A 2,692-nucleotide genomic window follows, 5' to 3' on the forward strand; every position below is an offset into this window, starting at 1 on the left:
TTCAAGCGGCCAGAGCACGAGCCAGAGGCTACCGTAATACAGGAACATTTATAACCATGATCTTTATGATTGCTAGCCCTGTATCAGATCTACTCAAATCCACATGAAACGACGAAGAGCCAAGTAATACCAGCTTTCATCTGAAGCTGGGCTTTCTTGATAATACAGCGCATGGGGATAGCACATGCAAAGCAATTGAATACTGGCCGCTTCATTCAATGCGGTTAAATCATCTTGGCCTTTGTCAGTATTTTTGTCGTATTTATCTGCATGAAACTTAAACCAATACATACTCAGCTGAAACTCAAATGGAAATTCATGCTGATTGCTTTGCTGGTACATCAAAATGCCTTTGATTTTGGCCGAAGGCGCAATTAACAATTTACCTAAGTAGCGGTAATGTTCGATGTGATCAGGCGTAAGGCGTTCACGTTGCAGTAAGTCATTCCAGTCTAGTTTTAATTTTCCCGTTGGCGGTTGTGCTGCAGTAGCTTGCCAACCCAGTTTTTTCGCTTGTTCAATAAATTTCAGGGTGTGAGATTCGCCTGCTTTACCTGTATCAAAAGCAAACACTAATATTGGAGGCGTGGCTTGGTTCAATTGCTCCCGAAAGGTTTTTAATGACTCAATAGGGAAGTTATTACAGCTCATGACACTGACGGCAGTAATGCCCACTTGCAGCAATGACAAGGCATAGAATATTCCTTCAACTAACCAAAGTTCGTTGGTCTCAACCACCTTAGCAATATCAAAGTCAGGCGTTTGCCACCAATAACCTTTATAACTGCCTGAGAAACGAGCTTTCATACTGCCAAAACGCTCAGGTTTATCAATAAAGCGTTCCCATGTTGCGCCGTTACTCAAGGTAAATTTTACAGTGGCAGTGCCGATTTGCTTCTCGCCACAATAATAAGAGCCTTGTTGATACCAACCTTTAATCAATGAAAGCTTTAAACCTCGACCATGGGAAAGGTAAGCATCTGCAGCAGCATTCTGATTTGTGATTAAACCTGTTTTGGCATCTTCACGGCTTGGAAAACGCTCACTCCATGATTCAAACAAGTCATGGTAAATTTCTTTAATGTGCAGCTCATTGCCGCATTTGTTCAGCCTGCCACAGCGCAATAACCACGGGTTGTTTTTATGGGTATACAGCTCACGTTTATTGCAGCTTGGGCAAATGCCTTGTTGTAGATATTGGTCGCTTTGCTTTTTAAAATCATAATCAACCGTTAAACGCCGCAGTATTTCAGCATGGAGTTCCGACTTCATCACAGCCTCCAATCTCAATTGTTAAGTTGAATGCTATTGTTGTAACTCGTAAAGGCTTTGAAGAAATCGGTCTATTTTTCTAATGTCGTAGCGGCCGTTGCAAAAATCTTGTAGCTCTAATAGGGGAAAGTGTCTATGGCGTTCCCAATGCCTTAAGGTGTTATAGCTGATGCCAAAGTAAAGGCACAGCTCAGCTTTGGTGTACCAAACTTTCGGCACTTCTTGTTGTTCGATTTGATGTCTTAATTCAATTTGTTTAATCGCTTGGCTAAGCTCTCTGGGATAAATGGCTCTCATAACGTGTACTCCAAAGGTGATTATTGTTGGTATCTTTTTTGTAAATAGATGTACCACGGGAATAGAAGTTTGTAGAGAATCTCAAATGCCCAAAATAGTCATTTGAGATTTGTTTGTGTTTTACTTATTGAATTTTAGAGATAATAAATGTTAGCTATGATCAGAATTGGTACAGTTTTAGGAATGGTTTTCTGTTGCTTCTGATGATGGATATGTCTATAGTTCAGCTTTTTTAAAATTTGAGACATTCAATGTTTAAACGATTATTTGCTGCGGTTTTTTTTTTATTATATCTGGCTGTTCGTCAATTCCTGAAAAACCAGTTTTAAATGCGGTGCCAATTAACGCAGCAGGGAAGTTTAATCAGTATTGGATTACTGAAAAAGATCAGCAAAATACAATTCTCACTCTTAAGCAGCGGAACTTGTTACAGAAGCACTCTGTAAAAGTGGTTGCTACTTATCTCGTAGATTCAAACGGTAATGTTTATGACGTAAAAATTACTGAGTCTAACGGTGAAGGGCTGTTTGCTGAAAAAGTAAAATTAAGCCTTCAGCGGAGAGTGTATAAGCCTGCTAAAACAAATCCTAATCGACAGCCTGTATATAATCGCTCACAAGCAGAATTTGCGATAAATAAAAAATAAGCGTCAAATAAGTCCTTTCAAAATATCTAGAGCTTCAGTGGTGCTTTTACATCGCTGAAGCTGATTTAAGACTTCACCAAACTCAACAATTGCGGTATCACCGTTGGAATATGAAATTGCAAATTGATCACCGACCACAGACTTTGATTGTGGTAAATTTCTGTTCTTATCCAGTAGTTTCATCAGTGTGATAAATTCAGCATCATCTCCTGTAAACTTTGACTCATCGGCTTCATCAATGGGTAAATCTATCGAATTATAAGCTGCATAATTGTGTAATCTTTGCTGCCATATTTTTGATGCTTTTATATGCAGTGTGCTACCTTGATTGTAGATATCCGGTAACCATTCACTAAGCCCCTCTTGTTTTTTGTGAAACAAGTCACTTGATCTAACATTGTTACTTGAACGATCTTTTTATGGTGTTTTTATGTACACATGAAAAAGAAAAAATGCTTCGAGAAAGATGCTCCACAA

At 38.9% G+C, this 2,692-nt stretch carries 4 protein-coding genes; 1 reads left to right on the forward strand and 3 read right to left on the reverse strand.

Going from position 1 to position 2,692, the window contains the following annotated elements:
* Positions 1-93: 93 nt before the first annotated feature.
* Together JQC92_RS21735 and JQC92_RS21740 are read right to left on the reverse strand one after the other, a co-directional pair.
* Complete coding sequence (locus tag JQC92_RS21735) at positions 94-1,272, reverse strand: toprim domain-containing protein (protein ID WP_205001621.1); 1,179 nt, start codon at positions 1,270-1,272, stop codon at positions 94-96.
* A gap of 33 nt (positions 1,273-1,305) precedes the next feature.
* On the reverse strand, positions 1,306-1,569 hold the full coding sequence (locus JQC92_RS21740; protein ID WP_205001622.1) for a helix-turn-helix domain-containing protein: 264 nt from the start codon (positions 1,567-1,569) through the stop codon (positions 1,306-1,308).
* A 334-nt stretch (positions 1,570-1,903) separates the two neighbouring features.
* Here JQC92_RS21740 and JQC92_RS21745 point away from each other — a divergent pair, with 334 nt between their 5' ends.
* Entirely contained in the window at positions 1,904-2,215 is a 312-nt protein-coding gene (locus tag JQC92_RS21745) for an energy transducer TonB (protein WP_205001623.1), read from the forward strand.
* A gap of 3 nt (positions 2,216-2,218) precedes the next feature.
* On the opposite strand, the gene JQC92_RS21750 is transcribed toward JQC92_RS21745, so the two are convergent.
* A complete protein-coding gene (locus JQC92_RS21750; protein ID WP_205001624.1) occupies positions 2,219-2,596 on the reverse strand; it encodes a hypothetical protein in 378 nt (125 codons plus the stop codon).
* Positions 2,597-2,692: the final 96 nt, after the last annotated feature.

The organism is Parashewanella hymeniacidonis, assembly GCF_016900895.1.
Classification (GTDB): Bacteria; Pseudomonadota; Gammaproteobacteria; order Enterobacterales; family Shewanellaceae; genus Parashewanella; species Parashewanella hymeniacidonis.

Excerpts from the sequence above, each read along its gene's own strand:
- JQC92_RS21740 (WP_205001622.1), bottom strand. The coding sequence starts at position 1,569 with ATGAGAGCCATTTATCCCAGAGAGCTTAGCCAAGCGATTAAACAAATT.
- JQC92_RS21735 (WP_205001621.1), bottom strand. The coding sequence starts at position 1,272 with ATGAAGTCGGAACTCCATGCTGAAATACTGCGGCGTTTAACGGTTGAT.